Here is a 19,489-nt window from a genome sequence, read left to right as displayed (position 1 = left end):
CCTTTGAAAAAACAGCTAAAAACAAGCAATTCAAGGCTTTTAGCAATAAGTACAGGGACGGGTGTAATACTCGTCCCTTATTGTATTGTTTGGGGTAATAGTGCGATTTTGGATTTAGAATGAAATAGCCCTGCAATCTCAGCTTTAGCTAACAACTTCAAAGAAGACCCGCAAACCTTCAGCTTCCTCAAAGACCGTTCTCTCAATGATGATTCCGGGGTTGTGCGACAAGCGGCAATCTCAGCTTTAGGTAAATATTTTCGGTATCAACCTGATTTATTTGATACTTACTATCAAGTTGCTGTTAATGACCAATTTAAACGTTTAGAAGATTTAATTGACAAGGCGAAAAATAATGAAATCACTAAATAAGAAAAACGGGAGTTAGATATTTTTTTGAATTTAGAACATATCATTACTTTAGCTAAGGCTAAAGCTTATAAATATATCAATACTGAGGGTAAATAAAGTGTCTCGTACTTACATTAATTATTCGCCAACAATGTTTTTATCGCGTTTAACTAAACTAGCGACTACTGTAGCTAATTCCGCTGGTTCAACAGGTTTAGGTAAATGTAGCTGAAAACCTGCCTGTATGGATCGTATTCTTTCTTCTACTCCAGCATAAGCTGTTAATGCGACTGCGGGAATATTTCCGCCTTGGTTTGGAGGTAGGGATGGGAAAGGGCTACTGCTTTCAGCAGATCGCACTTTGCGAATTAGGGAATAACCATCTTCTTCTGGCATTCCAATATCACTAATTAAAATATCAGGTTTCCACTGAGTAAGCATCTGTAATGCCTCTGAAGCTGATGCTGCTAGTATAACTTCTGCTTGGCATTCTTCCAGTACCGTCTTAATAAATTCACGGCTATCAGCTTCGTCATCTACAACTAACACGCTTATACCTGCGAGTTGAGGCAGAGAGGTGGAAGAATCTAGAGAAACAGAGGGACATTGTGCTGCTGCTTCCTGATACTTTTGATCCTCTAGATTTCTGCTTTCTTCTAGAAGTGGCAGTCTGACTGTAAATGTTGCTCCTTGGTTCTCACCGGAACTTTCTGCATCGACAGTACCACCATGTAATTCTACTAAATGACGCACGAGTGCTAATCCTAGTCCTAGTCCACCATGAGACCTGGTGCTGGAACTATCAGCTTGACGAAAGCGATCAAAGACGTAAGGAAGAAAATCAGGACTAATACCTATTCCATTATCAATTACTTGAATTTGAGCATATTTCCTGAATGGTGGTTGTTGATGCTCACGGCAAGTGCAGCTACAATCATTTTTTAGTTCTGGGTTGCTGATTGTAATCTTGTCTAGCCTGATTTCTACATTACCGCCTTGGGGTGTGAACTTGATGGCATTGGTTAACAAATTCCAAATGACTTGTTGCAAGCGATCGCCATCACCGGAAACAATTACAGAAGAGGTAAAGGGCAAAACAGCCTTTGTCCCCTCTATTTGCGCCAACGTAGCCGGAGAATATGGGTAAAAGTGCAAATTGATTTCCTTGGCTTGGGCGGCTAGGGAGACGGTTTCAATGGCTGAATTAATAATGAAAACCAAATCGCAAGCATGAGGGTTAAACTTTAACTTGCCTCTAATGATGCGCGAGATATCCAACAAATCATCAATTAGCTGGTTTTGCATCTTTGCGTTGCGTTCAATAGTTTCTAGCCCTTGTGCTACCTGATCTTCTCTGAACTTGCGGGTACGTAACAGATGAGACCAGCCGACAATGGCATTGAGAGGCGATCGCAATTCATGGGATAAAACCCCCAGAAACTCATCCTTCATTCGGTTAGCTTCACGTAACTGCTCAGTTTGTGTCTGTAAGGAAGCGATCAAATTAGCTCGATCCTTGGCGATCGCTATTTGGTCACACGCTGCCTGCATGATCGCTTTTTGATTTTCATTGAAGTCAGAAACCCTACGGCTGGCAAAAGAAAGAGTACCAATCAACCGCCCCTGAGCTATCAATGGATAACTATAATAAGCCTTAATCCCAAAAGAGCGAATTAATTCTGTTTTTGGGTCTATTGATTCCTGTACGTTATTGATAGCAATTGCCCGTTGCTCCTGAGCTACAGTACCGCACACCGCTTGGCCAAACGCCAGCATTTCAATTTCTTGGGCCAGTTCCTCAGAAATACCTCTGTAAGAAGCTAATCGCATGACTGGAGAGTTTCCTTCAACCACATAGTTAAAATAAGCATCCAAATCAATCTGTTCTGTCAGTTGGTTAAAAACAGTATCAATAAATGCCACTGGCTGCTGGTTGGATAGGAGACTGTTAGCTGTATTAAATAGTAGCTGGAGATTTTTGTATCCTGATGACAGGTCTTTTTCTATTTGTTTGAGTTTACTAATATCTTGAAAAGATGAGACACAGGTTGGTGGATAACCATGCATGGCTGGCAGAGTATCAGCAAAAATGAGGAGAGAGCGAATACCTCCAGAAGTATGCCAGTCTATCTCAACTCCTGCCAAACGTTCCCCACGAGCCACCCGCACCCCAGGCATTTGTTCATCAGGGATGCGATTACCTGCTTTATCCGTACAATAATAAACAGTATGATATTCTGCCGCTGGTTTGTTTTTGGGAAATTCACCCCCAGCTAATTGATCAGCAGCTTGATTAGCAAATATAACTCGTGCCGTTCCTGGTTCGATAAATGCTACTGGAATCGGCATCAAGTTAAGTATATCTTCTAACCATTTTTGGTGATTGCGTAGCAACTTTTCTGCCTGCTTACGCTCTGTAATATCCAAAAATGCACCGATACATCCTCTAGTTTTACCATCTTCGTCAAATAGCGGGGCGACATACTCCAGCATATTAACGACTGTGCCATCCTTATGGACAATATCAACTTCATAACCCAAAATTTCTACACCATGAGCCGCAGCATACTGCATGGGTAGTTCTTTTTCGGTCAGTTCCTTACCCTCCCGGAAAACTTTAAATGTTGTTGGTCTTTCTTCCAAGGGAGCGGTAAAGGAGACATTTTGATCAGGCTGCATCCTCAGTAATTTGGCAAAAGCCGGATTCATGCTAATAGTTTGACATTCTGGATCTTTGGCTATGCCAATACCAATAGGAATCATGTCAAACAAAGTTTGTAACTCGGTTACTCGTCGCTGTAATTTTTGGTTGAGTTTGAGGATTTTTTTCTTGGTTTTCTTGAGTTCACCCAGTGCGGCTTCTCGTTGGCTCACATCTAGGATAAAGGCTATTGACTTTTCCCGTTCTTCTCCCAGCAGGACAAAACCAACTAACACGGGAATGCGAGTCCCATCTTTGCGAATATATTCTTTTTGATATGGTACACAAGCGCCATCTACACTAAACTGGGCTTGAGCGATCGCTTGTTCATCTAAATATAAATATTCTGGTGGTGTCAGATTCCGCCAATCTATCCTACCAGCTAGTAAATCTTCCTGTGTATAACCAATTATTCTCAGAAATTCGTCGTTTTTTTCATGGATACCACCATAGATATCCCCAAAAACAATACCAATAATATTAGCGTTGACGAAACATTGCAGTTTCTCTTCATTTGCTCTCAATGCTTCTTGGGCGTGATTGCGTTGACGGCTGAGGCGATCAATTACCATCGCACTTTGCCAAACTAAAACGCTAAAAATTAGGATTAAAACAATAGCAAACAGTGAAATAGCAAAGGCAGGATCATACATCCTTGCTCGTATACCTTCAAGTATCAACCAACCCAATACTAAAGGTACTATTATTGCTGGCAATAATAAACGACGAGCTATTAAACCACCATAGCTATCATTAGTTATTACCTGCATTAACCCCTGCTTTGAACTTGCCCACAAAATGCCAATAGATAACGCCGTGAAAGTCAGCGCCGTATGTAAAGCCATTGACGTTGTGAGTGCGGGAATACCAGAGAAAACTTCCTCTTTGTAGGCGTAGCCTATCAGCGACTGTAAGGAAATCAAAGCGGTAATTAGGGAAAAAATTTGAGCATACCAATAGCTACGCTGTGTGTTTGGCTGGATAATTAGATGCAGTGCCACACTAATCACCATAAAACTTAGTGCGGTGTTAAAACCCATCCGTCCAGGGTGGGATGTCGTCACTACTATTGGTGAATCCCGAAATAACAATTCATCAATCCCGAAATCCCAGCCAAACAAATATTGAAGAAGTGTCAGTATAGCAATTCCAGTTACTGCTACTGCACAAAATCGAGCCAGCCAAAGGTAAAGAACACGCCGACGAGGAAAATTCCTATTGTTTACCTCTTCCCTGATTTCTCTCGAACTCCTTCTCTGACAGACTATAATTTGGGATAACCAGAGCGATAACCCCGACAGTAAAAAGCACAGTGCTGTATTTGCCTTCATTGTCGCAGGACTACCAGGGAAACCCTTTTTGAGAATTTCGATGTCAAAATACCAGCCTAGTAGCACCAAGCCACCCACAAAAATTGCGATCGCCGGAGGTATCATCCTGCTCACTTGTACTACCCCTAAATTTGCTGGTATTTTCAGTAAATCTTTTATCCTCAAATGATTAATGTTTAACATTGAGGTTCTTGAACCCCTACATAGTTTAAATAGTTAATCCACTAGCTTATATATAGTTTTTGTATAGCCGTAGACAGAGTAGTTAAGACATCAATTGTTCATGTAACTCCCTCTTGTAGAAGGTTTTACTCCTGACTCCTGACTCCTGCTATATATAAATTCTCGCTAATGGCTTACAGCTTTTCTTATCTGATGAATAGAATGCAAAGCTTTTTAAGGGGAATTTAAGGAAATATACAGGTATTAGATACCACAATAAAAAGTTTTCAAACACCCTCTCATATACACATTTTATGCAACCTTATTAAAGGCCAACAGTTAATATTAGTTAGTTTATGTAGTTAAAAAAATCTATCTTGGGGTATATTGTGTATCTTAGAGTGCATCAGACCTAAGAAAATAAGCTATTAAACATTTAAGTTGCACATTGAGTCCAGCAGGGGAACAGAGGCGCAGGATTCATGGTTTTTCCCTAAAATTAAAAAAAATTAAAAATATGCAAATTAAATGTCCAGCAGCTTATTTTAAAAATCTATTCACAGGATAATGTCAATTATTACACCTTTTATTTACCGTTAAACCTATGAAATTTACGAATTTAAAACTTACCTTTGTGTTCATTTTAGCCAGTTGCATCTTTTCCCAAGCTGGTCATACCCAAGATTCCACAACAAAAACATCTAAACTAACTCAAGAAGTTACAAAACTACGTCAACAGGGTGCAACAGGATTAAAAACTTTTCTCAAATCCCATATTAACGATTTCACATCACCACAAATCAAAACAGCTTTAGACCAATTATGTCAACAACGAGATTGTTATGCATCTCAATTGTATTGGTACACAGACATAGAACAAGCTAAAGCCGCAGCTAAAACTAGCGGTAAACCAATTCTTTCTTTGCGGTTATTAGGTAGATTAGATACAGACCTCAGTTGTGCTAACAGCCGATTTTTTAGAGTTGCACTATATCCAAATTCAGAAATTTCTCAAGTATTGAGAGAAAACTTTATATTGCATTGGCAAACTGTAAGACCCGTTCCCAAAGTCACAATTGATTTTGGTGACGGACGCAAGTTAGAAAGAACAATCACAGGAAACAGCATTCATTACATTTTAGATAGTTCTGGTCGTCCCATTGATGCTATTCCTGGACTGTATGGACCCAAGGCTTTTCTCAAACAACTCAAGCAAGCGGAAGTAATAGCAACAGCGTTGAATAAACGTAGTGGTACAGAATACGAAAATTTATTACAACAATATCATCTGCGTCAGCTGGATGAAATTCAAAATCAATGGAGAGCAGATTTATTAAAATTAGGTATTCAGTCTCCACCTCAGTTGGTAGAACGTGCAAATAATTTTACTTCACCTCCTAGCGCCAGTGTTGCAGGTTCTTTAGCAATTTCTAAAGCAGCAGTAGAAAGACCAATTATCAATGCAATTCAACCGGAGACTTTAGATAATACACCCAATCCCTTAGCAATACTTGACCAAGCAACTTGGAATAGATTAGCTAAACTGTATCAAACTGATGCAAAACTTGATGGCAACAGTATTGCTTTAATCCAAACTAAAAAGTTACCAAATACAACAACCAAAACTAATTTATCTAGGGTAATTAGTAATTTTGAAACTGTAATGGCTTTGGATACAGTTAGAAATGAATATCTATTCCATAGGCAAATTCATCAATGGTTTTTACAAGGAAATGAAACATCTGATGTAAATCAACTTAATGAAAAAGTTTATGCAGAACTATTTCTAACTCCCAGTTCTGATCCTTGGTTAGGTTTAGCAAACAATGATACTTATAGTGCAATTGATAATGGTGGTATTGTTGATAATTCGGCATCAATAAGCCGCTAAAATGCTCAAAATTGTAAAAATTCAGGTAGGGCGATAAGATACCCGACTTCTGTTATCAATTAATAATTTGTGGATACAATAAACAAAAGAAGTCGGGGATATATGTATGAACGATTTCTACACTATTCCCAAGCTGATTACTGATTACTGAATGCTTACTGATTTTGTACAATTTACTTTCAATAATTTAACTGATGACTACTAATAACTATTTATGCTTAGATAATTTTACAAGCATAAAATAGCCAAAGGAGTATCATGGTTAAGTCTTTGGAAACTCCCCCAGTTGAGTTATTGAAACCAGGTGTCAAAGCACCTGTGCAAGAAACATTATTAACACCCCGATTTTATACCACAGATTTTGATGCTGTGGCAAAAATGGATATTTCTGCTCATGAAGCGGAAATTAGGGCTGTAGTTGATGAACTCAAGGCTGATTATAACCGCCATCACTTCGTTCGTGATGATGAATTTAAACAGTCTTGGGATCACATTCAGGGTGAGAAACGGCTGGCTTTTATTGACTTTTTGGAACGTTCTTGTACTTCAGAATTTTCTGGGTTTTTACTCTTTAAAGAATTATCTCGTCGTATCAAAGATAGTAACCCTTTATTGTCTGAAGCATTTGAATATCTAGCAAGAGATGAAGCACGTCATGCGGGTTTTTTGAATAAGTCCATGGCAGATTTTAATCTTTCCCTGGACTTAAGTTATCTCACAAAAAACCGTACCTATACTTTCTTTCCACCAGAGTGGGTAATTTACACAGTTTACCTATCGGAGAAAATTGGCTACTGGCGTTATATTTTAGTATATCGTCACATGGCAGAAAATCCAGAATTCCAGTTTTATCCTTTATTTAGAAAGTTTGAAAGCTGGTGTCAGGATGAAAATAGACACGGGGATTTCTTCAAGGCTTTGTTACGTTCTCAACCCCAGTTATGGAATAATTGGCAAGCGCGTTTATGGGTGCGGTTCTTTTTATTGACTGTGTTTGTTACCCATACAATGACAGTATTTGAACGGGCGAATTTCTATGAAATTTTAGGAATTCATCCCCGTAAATACAACAATCAGGTCATTACAGAAACAAACAAAACCGCAGCGAGGGCTTTTCCCACGATCTTAAATACAAATCACCCTTACTTTTTCTGGTATTTGGAACAATGTGCAATCAATAACCAGAAATTAATTGAACTCAAGAACAGCAAGAAGTTGGGTATTGTGAAGTTCTTCCAAAAAATACCATTGATTAAAAATATCGCTTGGTATATGTTGAAACTTTACCTAATTAAACCCATCAATGCCGAAAAAGTTCGTGAGACTGTTTGTTAACCAAGTCAGAATTGAGTAGGTAGGAGTCAGAATATTTGAGAAATTGGTTAATGATCAAATAGGTATTTTTGGTGTGAACCTGAAAAAGCTGAATGCTTGCGTTCACTAATAACTACAGACTACAAATCATTTCGGGGAATCTCTTCGTGAAACTCTATCATCAATTCCATAGTTTCTACAGCTAAATCACATAGGTCTTGATTTGGAAATAGTTAGTCAATCATGTTGAGGCAGATATTTCCACAGTGTTCCACAACTTTGCTCCAATTGATGCGTAACCAGATAGAATATTCCTCTGTCCCTTTGGTGCATAACTACCATGACCACCACTGAAAGTCCATTTTCTCCGCAAGAAATAGCTGAAGAAGGTATCAAGCCTGAAGAATATGCAGAAATAGTCCGTCGCTTAGGTCGTCATCCTAACAAAGCCGAATTAGGAATGTTTGGGGTGATGTGGTCTGAACATTGCTGTTATAAAAATTCCCGTCCCTTACTCAAACAGTTTCCCACCACAGGACCCCGTATCCTTGTTGGGCCGGGAGAAAATGCTGGTGTTGTTGATATTGGTGATGGACTGAGATTAGCTTTTAAAATAGAATCCCATAACCACCCTTCAGCCGTTGAACCATTCCAAGGTGCAGCAACGGGTGTGGGTGGTATATTAAGAGATATTTTTACAATGGGTGCGCGTCCTATTGCTTTATTAAATTCGCTTAGGTTTGGTGATTTGGATGATCCGAAAACTCAAAGGTTATTTACAGGCGTTGTAGCGGGCATAAGCCATTATGGCAACTGCGTCGGTGTTCCCACTGTTGGTGGTGAGGTTTATTTTGACTCAGCTTATTCTGGTAATCCCTTAGTTAATGTCATGGCACTGGGATTAATGGAAACAGAAGATATCGTAAAATCCGGTGCTTCTGGTTTTGGTAATCCTGTATTATATGTTGGTTCTACCACTGGTCGGGATGGTATGGGTGGTGCAAGTTTTGCCAGTGCAGAACTAAGTGATCAATCAATGGATGACCGCCCCGCAGTGCAAGTAGGCGACCCATTTTTAGAAAAATCTCTAATTGAAGCTTGTTTAGAAGCGTTCAAAACTGGGGCTGTTGTGGCGGCGCAAGATATGGGTGCGGCTGGTATAACTTGTTCTACTTCGGAAATGGCTGCTAAAGGTGGTGTGGGTATTGAGTTTGACTTGGATAAAATTCCGGCTCGTGAGTTAGGAATGATACCTTATGAATATCTGTTGTCGGAATCTCAAGAAAGAATGCTGTTTGTTGCCCAAAAAGGACGAGAACAGGAATTAATTGATATTTTCCATCGTTGGGGACTCCAAGCAGTGGTTGCTGGTACGGTGATTGCTGAACCTATTGTGAGGATATTGTTTCAGGGTAAAGTTGCTGCTGAAATTCCAGCTGATGCTTTGGCAGAAAATACGCCTTTATATGAACGGGAATTGTTGACAGAACCGCCAGAATATGCTGTTGAAGCTTGGGCTTGGACGGTTGATAGTTTACCTGCTTGTGATGCGACAGGAATTGAAATTGGTAGAAATTGGCAAAGTTGGAATGATATTTTATTGACTTTGCTGAATACGCCAACTATTGCTTCTAAAAGCTGGGTTTATCGCCAATATGACCATCAAGTACAGAATAATACGGTGTTGTTACCGGGTGGTGCTGATGCTGCGGTGGTGCGTTTACGTCCTTTGGAAGAGGTAGGGGGGCAGAGGTGCAGAGACGCAGAGGAGAAAGAAGAATTGGCTTCCCAATCATCAATTTCTAGTTCCTACAGAGGAGTGGCAGCGACAGTAGATTGTAATTCGCGTTATGTGTATCTTGATCCTTATGAGGGTGGTAAGGCTGTGGTGGCGGAAGCAGCGCGGAATCTTAGCTGTGTGGGTGCTGAACCCTTGGCTGTGACTGATAATCTCAATTTTGGTAGTCCTGAAAAACCAATTGGTTATTGGCAATTAGCTTCTGCTTGTCGGGGTTTGAGTGAGGGTTGTCAGGAGCTCTCTACACCTGTGACTGGTGGAAATGTTTCTTTGTATAATGAAACCCTGGATTCCCAGAGAAATCCTCAGCCAATTTATCCAACTCCAGTGGTGGGGATGGTTGGTTTGATTGAGGATTTGAGTAAAATTTGTGGTCAAGGTTGGAGAAAAGCAGGTGATGTAATTTACCTTTTAGGTTTACCGATTCAATTTAGATCCTCCCAACCCCCCTTAGAAAGGGGGGCTATAGAGTCAGGAATATCTAAAATTGAATTGGGTGCTTCGGAATATTTGGCAACGATCCATAATACAGTTGCTGGTAAACCGCCCAGGGTAGATTTTGATTTGGAACGTCGTGTACAAAAAGTTTGTCGTGAGGGTATTCGCGCTGGATGGGTGCGTTCTGCCCATGATACTGCTGAAGGTGGTTTGACGGTAGCTTTGGCTGAATGTTGTCTTTCTGGTAGTCTTGGTGCAGAGATTAATTTGGATATTTCTGCAAGTGATGATTTGAGATTTGATGAGGTGCTATTTGGTGAAGGTGGTGCGAGGATTTTGGTTTCTGTGAGTGAGGAAAATCTGGAAGTTTGGGAATCCTATTTACAGGAATATTTGCCAGAAAATTGGCAGAAATTAGGTGTGGTTAGTAATTCGGATTTAGGTTTGCAGATTTGCACCAATGAAAACCATGATTTAATCAAGGTTAGCATTAAAGAAATGAGCGATCGCTATGATCTGGCAATATCCAATCGGCTCGCTATCTATGCTAATACCTAAATAAGTGATAGGGAAGAGAAAGTTATTTCTTCCCCTTTCTACCTTCACCAGGAAGTGTGAACACAGCACAGCCAGTATTTTCAGTTGGAGATTATTCAATCTAAAATCCAAAATTCCTCTACCTGCTGATAGTAATTTTGTGCTTTTTGGCCTAAATTCCAGAAATTACGCTAATCTTTTAATGGATGGTTAAAGATTTGTTAAGAATTTTGCAACTATCCATTGACATAATCCCAGTGACGAAGAAAGCAGTTCAGAAAAATAAGTATCTTAATATACTGTTTTGTGTATCTCTATTTTTAGAGAACAGGAATATTCTGAACTCCTAAAATTCTTCATTGACAGACACCCCACCAGGAGCAAAACCAGCATGATTCCTCATCATCCCGTCACTCTGGATCAATCTATCAACAGCGATGAAAACCACCATGATAAGCCAGAAGAAGCTTGCGGTGTTTTCGGTATTTACGCACCAGAACAAGATGTTGCGAAATTAACATACTTCGGATTATATGCCCTGCAACATCGGGGTCAAGAATCAGCCGGTATTGCTACTTTTGAGGGTAAGCACGTACACCTGCACAAAGATATGGGCTTGGTGTCTCAAGTCTTCAATGAGACTATTTTAGAAGATTTACCTGGTAATCTTGCTGTTGGTCACACCCGTTATTCTACTACTGGTTCTAGTCGTAAAGTTAACGCTCAACCCGCAGTGGTGGACACTCGTTTAGGCAAACTAGCACTAGCACACAATGGTAATTTAGTAAATACCGTTCAATTGCGGGAAGAGTTGCTCAAAAGTAATGTGAATCTGGTAACAAGCACAGATTCAGAAATGATTGCCTATGCGATCGCAGAAGAAGTCAATGCCGGTGCAGAATGGTTAGAAGGCTCTATTCGCGCCTTTCACCGCTGTCAAGGAGCATTTAGTCTAGTCATTGGTACACCCGATGGGATTATGGGAGTGCGTGACCCCAACGGCATTCGTCCCTTGGTAATTGGTACATTAGATAGTAGTCCAGTTCGTTACGTTCTCGCTTCCGAAACCTGCGGTTTAGATATTATCGGTGCTGAATACTTACGCGATGTCGAACCAGGAGAGTTAGTTTGGATTACAGAAGAAGGTTTAGCTTCCTTCCCTTGGAATCAACAGCCCCAGCGCAAATTGTGTATCTTTGAAATGATCTACTTTGCCCGTCCTGATAGCTTGATGCACAATGAAACCTTATACAGCTATCGAATGCGCTTAGGAAGAAGACTAGCAGAAGAATCACCTATAGAAGCAGATATAGTTTTTGGTGTACCTGATTCTGGCATACCTGCGGCCATTGGTTTTTCCCAAACATCAGGAATAGCTTATGGTGAAGGATTGATTAAAAATCGCTACGTGGGACGGACATTTATTCAACCTACCCAAAGTATGCGCGAAACAGGAATTAGAATGAAATTGAACCCCCTGAAAGACGTATTATACGGTAAGCGAGTGGTAATAATTGATGATTCCATCGTCAGAGGAACTACTAGCCGCAAACTCGTTAAAGCCTTACGTGATGCAGGTGCAGCGGAAGTACACATGAGAATATCTTCCCCTCCAGTCACTCATCCTTGCTTCTACGGTATTGATACAGATACCCAAGATCAACTAATTGCTGCGACAAAATCAGTAGCAGAAATAACCAAGCAATTGGAAGTTGATACTCTCGCTTATTTGAGTTGGGAAGGAATGTTAGTAACAACAAGAGAAGATACTAATAGTTTCTGTTCAGCTTGTTTTACAGGTGATTATCCTGTAGCTATTCCTGAACAAGTCAAGCGTTCTAAATTGATTTTAGAAAAAGCCGTAGTTTAAGTAGGGTTTGCTGAAAAAGCTATTTATGAGGGCTAGGAGTTCAGGAGTATGGCTAACGCCACGCTTCGCTATCAGGAGTCAGGAGTCAGGAGTCAGGAGTCAGGAGTCAGGAGTCAGGAGTCAGGAGTCAGGATAAAGAAGAAATTTCTCCCCTGCTTCCCCTGCTTCCCCTGCTTCCCCTGCTTCCCCTGCTTCCCCTGCTTCCCCTGCTCCCCTGCTCCCCTGCCCCTCTGCTCCCCTGCTCCCCTGCTCCCCTGCTCCCCTGCTCCCCTGCCCCTCTGCTCCCCTGCTCCCCCTTCCTTAACTCATCAATTCTTGAAACATCACCGTACTCAAATAACGTTCCCCAAAAGAAGGCTGAATCATCACAATTAATTTACCAGCATTTTCTGGGCGTTTACCCACTTCAATAGCCGCACATAAAGCTGCACCAGAAGATATCCCTGATAATAAACCCTCTTCCCTCGCTAATCTGCGTCCATAGTTCATTGCTTGTTCATCATTAACCTGAACCACTTCATCAATCAAATCTTGACGCAAAATATCAGGAATAAATCCGGCACCAATACCTTGAATTTTATGAGAACCTGGTTGACCTCCAGAAAGAATAGGGCTATTACTGGGTTCTACAGCTATCACTTGAAAACTCGGTTTCCGTTGTTTAATTACCTCAGCAATACCAGTAATAGTTCCCCCAGTTCCTACACCAGCAATTAATATATCTACTTCTCCATCAGTATCCGCCCAAATTTCCTCGGCCGTTGTTTCTCGGTGAATTTTTGGGTTAGCTGGGTTTCTAAATTGTTGTAACATCACCGCATTGGGAGTGTTAGCGACAATTTCCTCAGCTTTATTAATTGCTCCCCGCATTCCTTGGGGTCCTGGAGTTAATTCCAAAGTAGCACCATAAGCTCGTAGCATAGCGCGTCTTTCCTGGCTCATGGTTTCTGGCATAGTTAAAATTAATTTGTAACCACGGGCTGCTGCTACCATTGCTAAAGCAATACCTGTGTTACCGGAAGTTGGTTCTACTAAAATAGTTTTTCCTGGGGAAATTGTCCCCTCTGCTTCTGCTGTCATAATCATGCTGACACCAATTCTATCTTTGACCGAAGCAGCCGGATTCATACTTTCTAATTTAACAACTATTCTGGCAACTACTCCCTCAGCTTGAGGAATTTTATTTAGCTGAATTAAGGGGGTTTTTCCAATAAGTTCTGTTACGTCTTTAGCAATTCGCATTGATTAGCTCCTAATATTCTAATTAAATAGAAATTTTCAGTTTGTATTTAGAATACAATATTTTGACAATCCTAATGTGTTATTTATCAACATTTAGTTAATTAGATATCACCAAGGTCTACACCAGTCATAATTGCTGGATGCTGATGAAATCAATCATCAACCTCTAAATTTTTAGGGCTAGTATCTATCGCAGAGATTGTATCAATTAGATTATCTTCATAAAATAATTCCACGTCTTAAACATCTACGTTTGTTGATTTTATCAAGGTTAGGTGATTTGTTTATAAATTTTTAATATATTTTTCTGGCTATTTAGTTTATTTTTAATTCAGTTCTCCTTTGTCATGATATATTGTGATTTGAGTACAAGTTTTTATAGCTAATACTCACTCTTAAAAATTCTCAATCATTGGCAACTAAAGCCTTGAGGTTGAGTACAAAAATCCCCGCACCCTATCTTATAAATGCTAGTACCCCCTCCGAAAAACACTAGCACCTCTACCCCATAGAAATTTTATAAATCTTACTAGATAAGTCTTACAGGCTTTGAGTGCTAATTTAATGATTTTAATAATCTTAATTTCGGTCGAGTAAACTGAGTTGTAGAGAGGGGCTGATATAAACATTTATAGGATTTACGCAGAGATTCCCCTCTACCCCCCGAAATTCCTAGATGAAAATCAACCGAATTAGGGGGGACTTCTTAACTCTCATTACATTAAACATCTCTATGCAAACGCGGCTAAATTCTGTCAGTATTAATCAATACGAAATGGAGTATATTTGAAATTTTTAGTTTTGAATTGCTTAGTCATACTTTATGAGTGTTATGCACATAGATTTTAAACTCATAAACCGACAAATTTTAGATTTAAAGTTTTAGATTCAAATCACTAATTAAATTATTGGGTATCATCTACCAAATATATTTGTAGAATCAAAACTTACTAAATCAAAAAATAGAATTTGATTGGTGTTTGAGTATTGACAATACAAAGGTGCAGTAATAGTCCATAAAATATATTTTCTTACTGGGTAATTTTCACCTAGCAAGGGAGAGCGAGGATGAAATTAAAACTTTTAAATGTGCTGACAGTTAGTTTAGTTACTTTAGCCATCTTATCTCCAGGAATAATTGTCTTTAATTTAATCTGGGGACGACATATAGAGTTAGTTAAGACACAGAATTTATCCTGTCAAGTCACGAAGATTAAGAAAGATTATAGCCCTTTATCTCTTCAGCCAGAGAGCATCAATACTCCTCAATTTCCAGCTAACAAAAAATTATCTCAACATAATTTTTTCGTGCAACTGCAAATTCTAGCTGAACAATATAAAATCGCTACGATTTTGCAATGGTTGGTTTTGTGTACACCTATTGGTATTGGCTTCGGGATTCTTGGTTACGACAGGTATCTTGTGTATCGTGCTGCTGTTTTAAAAGCGCAAGTCGAAATGCTAGAAAGACTTTGGCAGCAAAGTATCGAGCAATAAGTTTCATTTTTCTTATTCACCTTAAACTAATTTACCATGACAGACGAACGCCAAACACAGTATTTTAATTTGATTGATGAATTGCTCAGATGTCCTAATGGCCAAGAACCGGAAGTTTTGGAAGCTCAACCAGAGTTAATTGATTCTGGTTTAATACATTCTATGCTACAAGTAGCCACTATGTTTGCCCATGAAGGTAATCAAGATGGCGCTCAGTTTTTATTTTTTATAGCCAAGGAATTAGCGAAACAATTGGGTTTATATCCTGAAGTTTCTAACGAGGTTGCACATCAGGAGTAATAATGCTATTGACTTCAACTGATGCTGGACAAATAGCTTTAGAGTTCCTCTTGGCAGACTGGAATATTCCAGAAGATTATCGAGATTGGTTTACTATTTTTAACTCCCGCTTAACTGGTGAGTTTTGGTATATTGTAGAATTGGGTGTTGAAGGTTTTCCTGATAAGTGGTTTATTCAAGTTTACGATACAGGAAGCTGTGACCCAAATTATACATTTATTTCTCCTATCTCTGGTTCTGAAGGATATCTGGATTTAAAAAATATTCCTGATATCATTGCCGATGTTTTAGTCGCTGAACGCAATTCCCGATAAAATACAGCAGCGGTTTGCGGTCAAGATTAAAAGCTTTTTTGTGCGTTGTTTTTAGCTTTTGGTTTTGCTTCGTTTAATTGCTATATATGGTCATTATTTAGGGGTGATACTTAATTAAAGTACACCCCTTTTTATCATGCAAATTCAAAATAATTTTAATATTTTATTTACATTGAATTGGCTAATTGTCATGTTTAAATGACAAAATAATGTTATACTAAATCGTAGTGATGGACGCTACAGAAATATCAGTCAAATGATTGCTGAAGATATCCTAGCCCAAGAATTCACAAGAGTCGTCAACCATTATTACCCTAGCACTGGGGAACTACTGGAGAGGTGTCATGTGAAAGTCATCACCGGCTTCTGGGGACGACCTGCTAAACGCTTTCAATATATAGGAATTTATTGTTCGGAAGAAATGATGCCATTAGTGCAAGCGCAAAAAGAAATATTGAGGGAATTAGCAGAAAATATGGGACTAATTCAAGTAGTTTGCATGAATGCCAAGCGATTGCTGCGAGATCCGATGTCCAAACTTAAATTATCTCAACCGCGGTTGTGGTTGGAGTTGCATTTAGTGGCAGCCTAAGGGCAGAAAAATGAGGCTAGAAAGCAGAACCTAGAAGGTAGGAATGCTCATATTATCTACGTTTTTGTTTGATTCTAACTTTCTAATTATTTCTGCTGTGCTGTACTAAAATTTTGCCAACCATGAAAACTGGACTGTTCTGCAATTACGATAATTATCACCAAGATGCCCGTCGCGCTATCTTTGAACAAGTTTTACTGGTAAAACAGGCGGAAAACTTGGGTTTTGAAGAAGCTTGGGTGAGTGAGCATCATTTTAATGAATCCAATCTCAGCCCGTCACTTATGCTGTTAATGGCACATTTGGCGGGTGTTACGTCAACTATTTGTTTGGGGACAGGGGCGGTGTTGTTGCCGTTTCATAACCCGATTCGGGTAGCTGAAGATATTGCGACGTTGGATAATCTCTGTAGTGGGAGATTGGCTTTTGGGATAGCTAAGGGTGGGCCTTTTCCTGAACAGAATCAGCATTTTGGTGTATCGACCCATGAATCTCGTCAGAGGATGCTGGAAGCAGCTGCACTGATTCAAAAGCTTTTATATGAAACTAAAGTCACATTTAATGGGCAATTTTATCAGTGTGCGGATTTGACAGTTTATCCTCAACCACTCCAAAAACCAATTCCTGTGTATGTTGCCAGTGGTGATGATGATGCGATCGCCTATGCTGCTGAAAATTCCTTCGGTTTAATGGGTGGCCCCCCGTTTTCTCTGGTCAGATTGAAAAATACAGTCAGTAAATATCGGCAAATAAATTCCAGTGGTGCGGATAAATTCCTGTTAGCACGCTTCTTTTTTGTTGCTAAAACCTACGATGAAGCGGTGAGTGAGGCTTTACCTTCGATTCGTAAATTCAGCAAAAAAATGATCGCTAATTCAACTCAAGTAATGCAGAATAGTCCCCAACCCCAGAAAGCTTATGATCAAACAAATATCTGTTTTGAAGAAGACTTTCTGATCGAAAATTCCATTATTGGTGATGTAGAAACCTGTCGCGGCAAAATCAAGAAATTTCAGGACGAATTAAATCTCGGCACACTGGCGCTTAAACCCTCATCTTCTTCTCTGCAAAAAAATCGAGAGAGTTTAGAGCGTTACAATCAAGAGGTGCGAAATTATGTCTAAACTTCCCTTGCTGCCACCTGATGATTTACCTCCCATGGAGGTGACAAAACAGGATGGTATGTTACAGATGGAATTAGAGCAGTCTATTGGCAGATGTTTTTATTATGGGTGCGATCGCATCACCCAAGTTCTGCTATCTAACTGTCAGTGGTATATGACCAAAAATACTACCACTCTCATGTTAATTATTGACTGTCCTGACATAGTATCTTACTGGCATATAGTCAGTAATATTCCCCAACTGGGTAATAGATTAGAAAGGTTGACAAAGGACGCGAAAATTCGTGTTTATCCTCCTTTTGGTAAGGGGATGCCCTTTGAAATTGGTGTTAATGAAATCTCGGCTTATCGAGATTGGTTGTAAATTTTAAGCTTTATTTCGCGCCAAGGTGCAAAGATACAAAACAAACTTTGTACCTTTGCGTCTTTTGGTAAGATGATAATGAAAATACAGGAGTCAGGAGTCAGGAGTCAGGAGTCAGGAGTAAAACTGGCTTTGTGTATAGGTTGAAAGTTTAATAATGTACCATATTGATTTGCAATCTTCTGTATCTTAGAAATCATAATGAATAACTTTATAACTAACAAAAAACTAATCTTTGACCGTTGGGCAAACAGTTATGATTGGACTTTTCCTTCTTTTATCTATCAAGCCATTCATAAAAGATTGCTTGCCTACGTTGAATTATCATCAAATGCTAATGTACTTGATTTAGGTTGTGGAACAGGCAGATTATTAGATAGATTAGCAAGTCAATTTCCAGAAATACGTGGTACAGGATTAGATTTATCTCCCCAGATGTTGCGGGTAGCTAGACAAAAGAACCGCCACCGTCCCCGCTTAATTTATGTTGAAGGTAACGCAGAATCACTTCCCTTTGCTGAAGGTCAATTTGATGCCGTATTTAACACCATCAGTTTTTTACATTATCCCCACCCAGAACAAGTTTTAAGTGAAGTGAAACGGGTGCTTTCTCCAGGTGGACGCTTTTATTTAGTTGACATTACTGGCAATAATCCAGCATTTAATCTCATGGCTAATTCTCCGGCTGGAATTAAATTATATAGTCGGGAACAGCGTCAACAATTAGGTGCTGATGCTGGACTTTTATGTTTAGGTCATTACTATTTATTAGGGCCAGTTTTATTGACGATTTTTGCTAAACCCGCATAAAAATAATTAAGGAACTGCTAATTGATATAATTGCTGTTTCCCTAACGGTGTAATCACCACAGCTTCAACTCTGCGGTTAGAGGGTAAAGGAACAGTAATATCCAATGTGCCACTGGCATCAATAATCTGACGCTGTTGATTAATCATCAGCAGATTAACCGGATCAATTTTACCGATAATCCGCACTTGTCCACCATTGGCTAAAAGTTGACTCACATTTAAACTAGTATCTTCCCGCAAAGGAACAGGCACAGAAGGGGGTTCTCCGGGAATAGTCAGATTTTGGAAACCAGCCTTTACTAACTGTGTTTGCCCTTGGGCAGAAGTAGCGACAGCACCCTTTTTAGTGCCAACTCCCATTTTGCCATCATCCTGTACACTCACACCAAATTCAGTTCCCCGGACTCCTGCTACCCCAGCCGGAGTTTTAATTTCCACACGAGATGTGTCATGGGTTAAGGGACGAATTTGCAGACTAACTTGGCCAGACTTTACCTCAAGTTCTGTAATTCTTTGACCTTTATTTCCCGTTGTCAACTTCTGGATAGTGACAGTTGTATTTTCAGAAACTTTTATTAAGCCAGTAGCGATATCAATTCCTAGAACTACGCTAGAACCTTGCTTTGTAGTGATTGTATCCCCTATGGCTTGTAGTTTCATGCCGTTAGTGGCTGGTTTAACAGTATTTCCACGAGAATAAATAACTTGCCCAACGGGACGACGTACCTCTAGCCAACGATTAATATTTACCCGTAATGGGTCTGCGGCGGAAGCATGAAGGGTACTAACTAACCCGACCATGACAAATATTAAGTTAAAAGCCCATCTATTTTTCATATTGGTCATGGATATA

15 protein-coding genes are annotated in these 19,489 nt (G+C 39.6%); 12 read left to right on the top strand and 3 right to left on the bottom strand.

Annotated elements, in window-relative coordinates:
* Positions 1-222 precede the first annotated feature (222 nt).
* Entirely contained in the window at positions 223-372 is a 150-nt protein-coding gene (locus ACLLO5_RS05525) for a hypothetical protein (protein WP_413174483.1), read from the top strand.
* Between the two features lie 117 nt (positions 373-489).
* Here the strand turns inward: ACLLO5_RS05525 and ACLLO5_RS05520 are convergent, their stop codons facing one another.
* On the bottom strand, positions 490-4,566 hold the full coding sequence (locus tag ACLLO5_RS05520; RefSeq protein ID WP_413174482.1) for an ATP-binding protein: 4,077 nt from the start codon (positions 4,564-4,566) through the stop codon (positions 490-492).
* Between the two features lie 583 nt (positions 4,567-5,149).
* On the opposite strand from ACLLO5_RS05520, the gene ACLLO5_RS05515 reads away from it, so the two are divergent.
* The 4 genes from ACLLO5_RS05515 (at position 5,150) to purF (ending at position 12,393) form a co-directional block, all read left to right on the top strand.
* Positions 5,150-6,436, top strand: a complete 1,287-nt coding sequence (locus tag ACLLO5_RS05515; protein ID WP_413174481.1) for a hypothetical protein — start codon at positions 5,150-5,152, stop codon at positions 6,434-6,436.
* 258 nt (positions 6,437-6,694) lie between these two features.
* On the top strand, positions 6,695-7,771 hold the full coding sequence (acsF, locus tag ACLLO5_RS05510; RefSeq protein ID WP_413174480.1) for a magnesium-protoporphyrin IX monomethyl ester (oxidative) cyclase: 1,077 nt from the start codon (positions 6,695-6,697) through the stop codon (positions 7,769-7,771).
* Between the two features lie 319 nt (positions 7,772-8,090).
* Positions 8,091-10,544: a phosphoribosylformylglycinamidine synthase subunit PurL gene (purL, locus tag ACLLO5_RS05505; protein WP_413174479.1), complete on the top strand. Its 2,454-nt coding sequence runs from the start codon at positions 8,091-8,093 to the stop codon at positions 10,542-10,544.
* 370 nt (positions 10,545-10,914) lie between these two features.
* The gene (gene purF, locus ACLLO5_RS05500) at positions 10,915-12,393 is read left to right on the top strand and encodes an amidophosphoribosyltransferase (RefSeq protein WP_413174478.1); all 1,479 of its coding nucleotides are present in this window, start codon (positions 10,915-10,917) and stop codon (positions 12,391-12,393) included.
* A 300-nt stretch (positions 12,394-12,693) separates the two neighbouring features.
* Here the strand turns inward: purF and cysK are convergent, their stop codons facing one another.
* Entirely contained in the window at positions 12,694-13,635 is a 942-nt protein-coding gene (cysK, locus tag ACLLO5_RS05495) for a cysteine synthase A (RefSeq protein WP_413174477.1), read from the bottom strand.
* A gap of 1,068 nt (positions 13,636-14,703) precedes the next feature.
* Between cysK and ACLLO5_RS05490 the strand changes: the two genes are divergently transcribed.
* The 7 genes from ACLLO5_RS05490 (at position 14,704) to ACLLO5_RS05460 (ending at position 18,636) form a co-directional block, all read left to right on the top strand.
* Positions 14,704-15,132 (top strand): hypothetical protein, encoded by a 429-nt coding sequence (locus ACLLO5_RS05490; protein ID WP_413174476.1) that lies wholly within the window; start codon positions 14,704-14,706, stop codon positions 15,130-15,132.
* A gap of 36 nt (positions 15,133-15,168) precedes the next feature.
* Complete coding sequence (locus ACLLO5_RS05485; RefSeq protein WP_413174475.1) at positions 15,169-15,432, top strand: hypothetical protein; 264 nt, start codon at positions 15,169-15,171, stop codon at positions 15,430-15,432.
* A gap of 2 nt (positions 15,433-15,434) precedes the next feature.
* Positions 15,435-15,746, top strand: a complete 312-nt coding sequence (locus tag ACLLO5_RS05480; RefSeq protein ID WP_413174474.1) for a hypothetical protein — start codon at positions 15,435-15,437, stop codon at positions 15,744-15,746.
* A 256-nt stretch (positions 15,747-16,002) separates the two neighbouring features.
* Positions 16,003-16,338, top strand: a complete 336-nt coding sequence (locus ACLLO5_RS05475) for a hypothetical protein (RefSeq protein WP_413174473.1) — start codon at positions 16,003-16,005, stop codon at positions 16,336-16,338.
* Positions 16,339-16,460: 122 nt separating this feature from the next.
* Positions 16,461-17,462 carry an LLM class flavin-dependent oxidoreductase gene (locus ACLLO5_RS05470; protein ID WP_413174472.1) on the top strand — a complete coding sequence of 334 codons (1,002 nt, stop codon included), beginning with the start codon at positions 16,461-16,463 and terminating at the stop codon, positions 17,460-17,462.
* Positions 17,455-17,826: a hypothetical protein gene (locus ACLLO5_RS05465; protein ID WP_413174471.1), complete on the top strand. Its 372-nt coding sequence runs from the start codon at positions 17,455-17,457 to the stop codon at positions 17,824-17,826. The genes ACLLO5_RS05470 and ACLLO5_RS05465 overlap by 8 nt, the downstream gene beginning before the upstream one ends.
* Positions 17,827-18,027: 201 nt before the next feature.
* Positions 18,028-18,636, top strand: a complete 609-nt coding sequence (locus ACLLO5_RS05460; RefSeq protein WP_413174470.1) for a class I SAM-dependent methyltransferase — start codon at positions 18,028-18,030, stop codon at positions 18,634-18,636.
* Positions 18,637-18,642: 6 nt separating this feature from the next.
* On the opposite strand, the gene ACLLO5_RS05455 is transcribed toward ACLLO5_RS05460, so the two are convergent.
* Entirely contained in the window at positions 18,643-19,482 is an 840-nt protein-coding gene (locus ACLLO5_RS05455; protein ID WP_413174469.1) for a FecR domain-containing protein, read from the bottom strand.
* Positions 19,483-19,489 lie beyond the last annotated feature (7 nt).

Origin of the sequence: Anabaena azotica SJ-1 (assembly GCF_047275885.1) — a bacterium.
GTDB classification, from domain to species: Bacteria; Cyanobacteriota; Cyanobacteriia; order Cyanobacteriales; family Nostocaceae; genus Trichormus_B; species Trichormus_B azotica_A.
Note: the sequence above shows the minus strand (reverse complement) of the source record. Positions and strands in the feature narration are given on the sequence as shown.